Annotated in this window: 5 protein-coding genes; 1 reads left to right on the top strand and 4 read right to left on the bottom strand. The window is 68.5% G+C overall.

All coding sequences use genetic code 11. The features are described 5' to 3' along the window. The 3 genes from RJ05_RS03965 to RJ05_RS03955 form a co-directional block, all read right to left on the bottom strand. A partial coding sequence (locus tag RJ05_RS03965) for an acyltransferase domain-containing protein (RefSeq protein WP_036533233.1) occupies positions 1–1,415 on the bottom strand: 1,415 nt, incomplete at its 3' end. Then, entirely contained in the window at positions 1,408–2,760 is a 1,353-nt protein-coding gene (locus tag RJ05_RS03960; RefSeq protein WP_036533231.1) for a beta-ketoacyl [acyl carrier protein] synthase domain-containing protein, read from the bottom strand. The genes RJ05_RS03960 and RJ05_RS03965, both read right to left, overlap by 8 nt. Before the next feature lie 26 nt (positions 2,761–2,786). Further along, on the bottom strand, positions 2,787–3,542 hold the full coding sequence (locus RJ05_RS03955; protein WP_036533229.1) for a thioesterase II family protein: 756 nt from the start codon (positions 3,540–3,542) through the stop codon (positions 2,787–2,789). 268 nt (positions 3,543–3,810) lie between these two features. On the opposite strand from RJ05_RS03955, the gene RJ05_RS30495 reads away from it, so the two are divergent. After that, complete coding sequence (locus RJ05_RS30495; RefSeq protein ID WP_036533228.1) at positions 3,811–4,272, top strand: MTB12 C-terminal domain-containing protein; 462 nt, start codon at positions 3,811–3,813, stop codon at positions 4,270–4,272. A 93-nt stretch (positions 4,273–4,365) separates the two neighbouring features. Here the strand turns inward: RJ05_RS30495 and RJ05_RS03945 are convergent, their stop codons facing one another. Then, the gene (locus RJ05_RS03945; RefSeq protein ID WP_051016215.1) at positions 4,366–4,731 is read right to left on the bottom strand and encodes a cupin domain-containing protein; all 366 of its coding nucleotides are present in this window, start codon (positions 4,729–4,731) and stop codon (positions 4,366–4,368) included. Between the last annotated feature and the right edge of the window lie 2 nt (positions 4,732–4,733).

Here is a 4,733-nt window from a genome sequence, read left to right as displayed (position 1 = left end):
GCGACCTCGGCGGCGGAGGCGGTGCCCGTCTCATCCCGGTACGGCGCCCACAGGTGCCGCGAATTCATCCGGGTGTGCGGGAAGTTCGGCAGCGGCAGCCGGGTCGGCGAGTCCGGTACCCGCAGCGCTTTCCAGTCGTAGTTCAGGTCGTTGACCGCGATAGTCGCCAGATTCCTGGTGAATTCCGCCAGGCTGGTCGCGGTGCGATGCGAGGTGCCGAGAACCTGGAAATCGTGCGGGCCGCCGGGCACCGCGGCCAGGTTCTCCTGGATGGCCAGCTGCAATGTCGGATGGTCGGCGACCTCGATGAAGGTGTCCACCTCGCTCGCCGCGCCGATGATGGCCCGGTCGAATCGGACCCGGTTGCGCAGATTCCAGTACCAGTACTGCCGGTGGGTGATGTCGGGGGTGATCGGGCCGCCGAGAGTCGCCCCGTAGCAAGTGATCTCGGTGGGGCCGAAGGTCGGCGAACTCATCTCGTCGCCGAGCATCGCCTCCATCTCCTCCCGCACGCCGATCAGGTAGGAGGTGTGCGCCGGGTAGGCGACCTTGATCTCCTTGGCGAATTTGCCCTGCGCGGAGGCGGTTTCCACCATCTCGAGGATGGTGTCGCGATCGCCGGCGATGGCCAGGATATGGGCGGAGTTGACCACCGACAGCTCCGCCCAGCCGGAGTTGCGGGCGAGCAGCGCCTCGCATTCCTCACGGTCCATGCCGAGCACCGCCATCGAGTACCGGCCCTCTTCGCACAGATCGTCGACCAGGCGTGCCCGGTGGGTCACCGCCAGCACGGCATCGCGGCGGGTCATCGCCCGCGATACCCAGGCCGCGGCCAACTCACCCTGGCTGTGTCCGATGGTGACGCGCGGCTGGACGCCGTGCGCCTGCCACATCGCGGCCAGCCCGGCCATATGGAACATCAGCGCGGGCTGGACCTCCCACACGATGTCCTGGTAGCCGCCCTCGGTGCCGAGCAGATAAGCCAAGGGCTGACTGTGGCCGTAGCGTTCCAGATGGATCGCGGCGCAGGCGTCGACTTCGGCCCGGTATTCCGGCGATGCCTCATAGAACAGCTTGCCCATTCCGGGGCGCTGGCTGCCCTGTCCGGGGAAGACGAACCCGATGCGGCGCGGCGCCGCGGCCCCGGAACTCGAGATCACGGCCGGATGCGCGCGATCGGCCGCGATCGCCGCCAGCGCCTCCAGCAACTCGGTGCGCGAGCCGGCCAGCACCAACGCGCGCCGGCGCCGCGCGGACCTGGTGCGAAACAGCATGTCCGCCACCGCGTCCAGGGATACCTGCGGTCGCTGCCGCAGATAGTCGAGCAGCGCGGCGGCTTCGGCGCCGACACCCTCGGCGGTATCGGAGGAGATGAGGACCGGCGTGGCGCCGTTGGGCAGGCGGTAATCAGGCATGGGAGACCTCCGGCATGTCGCCCCGCTGGGAGTAATCGTCGAGCTGCGGCATGGCCAGGATGGTGTGGGCGTTGGTGCCTGCGACGCCGAACGACGAGACCGCGGCGTAGCGGTAGCCGTCGGTGGCCTGCCACGGTTCCAGCGTGGTGGCCAGCCGCAGGCCGGTGCTGTCCCAGTCGATGGCGGGAGTGGGATCGGCCGCGTGCAAGGTGGGCGCGATCTGACCGTTGGCGCCGCACAACAGGACCTTGATCAGGCCGAGCGCGCCCGCGGCGGCTTGGGCGTGACCCAGATTGGTCTTGACCGATCCGAGCCTCGGTCCATGCGAAGGATCGGTTCCGTAGGTGTCGCGCAACGCGGCCAGCTCGAGCGGGTCCCCGACCGGCGTGCCGGTGCCGTGCCCTTCGATCAGGCCGATCAGGCCGGGATCGATCCCGGCGGCCTCGATCGTCCGGCGCACCACCTTTTCCTGTGCGTTCGCGCTGGGTACCGCGATGGCGGCGCCTTTGCCGTTGTGGTTGACCCGAGTGGCGAGCAGCCTGGCGTAGACCCGATGGCCTTCGGCGCGCGCTCGTGATTCGCGCTCGAGCACCACCACACCCGCGCCCTCGCCCCACAGCGTGCCCGTCGCCGTGGCGGAGTAGGCCCGCAGATGACCGTCCTCGGCCAGGGCATTGTTCTTCGCGAACTCGTAGAACGCTCCCGGTGAGCCCATGACGCAGACCCCGCCTGCCAGCGCCCACTCGCACTCACCCGCGCGGATAGCCGTGGCGGCCTGATGCAGCGCGGTCAGCGAGGACGCGCAGGCCGTGTCGACGGTGACCGATGGCCCCATGAGTCCGAGCACGTTGGAAATGCGGCCGGACAGCGCACCGAGCGCGGTACCGACGACACGGTGACCCGAGAACTCGTTGACTTCGCCGACGCCGGGCCCGTATTCGGTGACCGATCCGCCGATGAAGACACCGACCTCGGCGCCCGCCAGCTCGTCCGGGTTGATGCCCGCATTTTCGATGGCCCGCCAGGCGACCCGCAGCGCGACTCGTTGCTGTGGGTCCATGGCGATCGCCTCACGTGGCGTGATGCCGAAGAACTGCGGATCGAACTCCGCTGCGCCGTGCAAGAATCCGCCGGCATCGGGAACCTTGCCCCAGCCTTCGGTGCGGTCGAGGGCGAAGACCTCGCGCAGCGGCCAGCCTCGATCGCGCGGAAAAGGCCCGAGCAATTCTCGTGATTCGGCAAGCGCCGCCCAGAAGTTGTCGAGATCGTCGATCCCCCCCGGCGCCTCGATCGCCGCGCCGGCGATCACCACAGGATCAGCGTCCCCTGAAAACGGTCGTGCCATACCAAACCTAACGTGCGGATCGCGAACTATCTCGCGGAGAGGATTTCCGAAGCGAGCAGGTCGGCGATGTCCGCGACATGGTCGTTCAGATAGAAATGCCCGCCGTCGAAGAGGCTGACGGTGACGTCGCGGTCGCTGTGCTGTGCCCAGTCCCGCAGGTGGCGGGCGGTGACGTGTTCGTCGTCGGAGCCGCCCAGAATGTGCATCCGCGCCTGGATTTTCACATCCGGCCCGCAGTCGTAGCGGTCGAAGGCGGCGTAGTCGGCCTTGAGCGCGGGCAGGGTCATGCGCATGATCTCCCGGCTGGCCAGCACGTCGGTCCCGGTGCCGTTGAGGGCCGCGAGGTGATCGAGCAGCTGCTCGTCCTCGGTGGGGTGAGCGGGCATATCGACCACACGGAACGGAGCCACCGCACCGGACGCGCAGAGCAGCTCGACCCGGAGCCCGGCCGCCTCGGCCTGCCGGACGAATTCGAATCCGGTCACCGCGCCCATGCTGTGCCCGAAGACCGAGAACGGCGCGCCGCGGTGGTATTCCGACTCGAGGAACGCGCTCAGGGCTCCGGCTGCCAGTTCGGGCAGTGTCTCGGCGGGCGGTTCGCCGGCCCGATCCTGCCTGCCCGGATATTGGAAGACGATCACCTCGAAGTGCTCGCTCAGGGCCTTGGAGAAGCTGCGATAGGCGGAGGCGCCGCTGCCCGCATGGGGAAACATCAGCAGCAGCGGGCTGTTCTCCGCGGCCGGCTTATGAAATTTTCGAATCCAGCCAAGGGGTTTCGGCATGACACGGCTCCTGCATCCGGTAATCGCTGTGCCGGTCGCCGCCCTCCACCGCGCAGATCACGGGGGAGCCGGAAAACCAGCCCTGCGACCTTAGCATAGGGTAACCTTACTCGATCCCGTGCTTGCCCGATGTGGGCGTGACCTGGGCGTGAACCCCGGTGATGCGGGAGCCCGCCGCGTGCGCGGACTTCAAATTCGCATAGGCTTACCTTACAGTGACGGCGTGCCGACTCCCGACGACCCCGGCACGGAAAGATTGGATAGACACATGAGCCTCCGTTTGAAGCTTGGCGCTCTCGCCCTGGCCACCGCCGGCCTGACCGGTGCCCTCGGCACCGTCGCGACGACCTCGATCGCCCAGGCCGCGCCGCTGACCGCACCGGCCCGCACCGCAGCCCTCGGCACCGGCGAACTCCGGGCGAAGCTCGCGGTGGCTTTCGATGTCAACGCCGCGCGCGCCACCCGTGCCGCCGAGCTGGAGACCGGCGAGGCCGCCCTGCCCACCTTCGATCGTGCCTCCGCCCTGATGGCGATGGCGCCGACCTTCCGCTGGGACGTGATCGGCCCGGTTTCCGAGAACGGCGACACCCTCAGCGCCACGCTGCTCACCTCCGCCGAAGGCTATGAGCCCTGGACCTTCCCGATGTCGTGGAAGCTGATCGACGGCACCTGGAAGCTGAGCAGCGAATCCATCTGCGAGATCGGCAACTTCGTCGGCACCGGATGCTGATGACCTGAGGCCGGCCGGCGCGCCACCATCGGGCATGGCGTGCCGGCCGACCCGGATGTCCGCGGCGCAAGACCCGCAGCGCCACGGTCTGGACTACCCCGCGACGCGCTCGAGCTTGCTGCCTTCGCGCACGCCGATCGACATGATGTCGCTCGGCTCGTCCAGCGTCAGGCGGTGCCAGCGGCCGCGCGGGACGATGGTCGCGATGCCCGCGGTGAGGTGGACGGTGGTTTCCGGTTCACCGTCGCGTTCGGGCCGCAGGTACAGATGCAGCGAGCCGGACAGGCAGCAGACCGCTTCCTCGGAGTCCGGATGCATCTCCCAGTGGTCGGCGTGCAGGTCGGCGTCGGTCTCGACGTGGAACACGCCGAGATGCCAGCCGTCCGAGCCGCCGGCCATTCGGCGCTCGCCTTCGCTGACCTTGCCGTCGGGCCGGAAATACAGTGCGCGAGCGAACAGGT

The organism is Nocardia cyriacigeorgica NBRC 100375, from assembly GCF_000308555.1.
Lineage (GTDB): Bacteria > Actinomycetota > Actinomycetes > Mycobacteriales > Mycobacteriaceae > Nocardia > Nocardia cyriacigeorgica.
The sequence above is the reverse complement of the archived record's forward strand: the minus strand, read 5'-3'. Positions and strand labels throughout refer to the sequence as shown.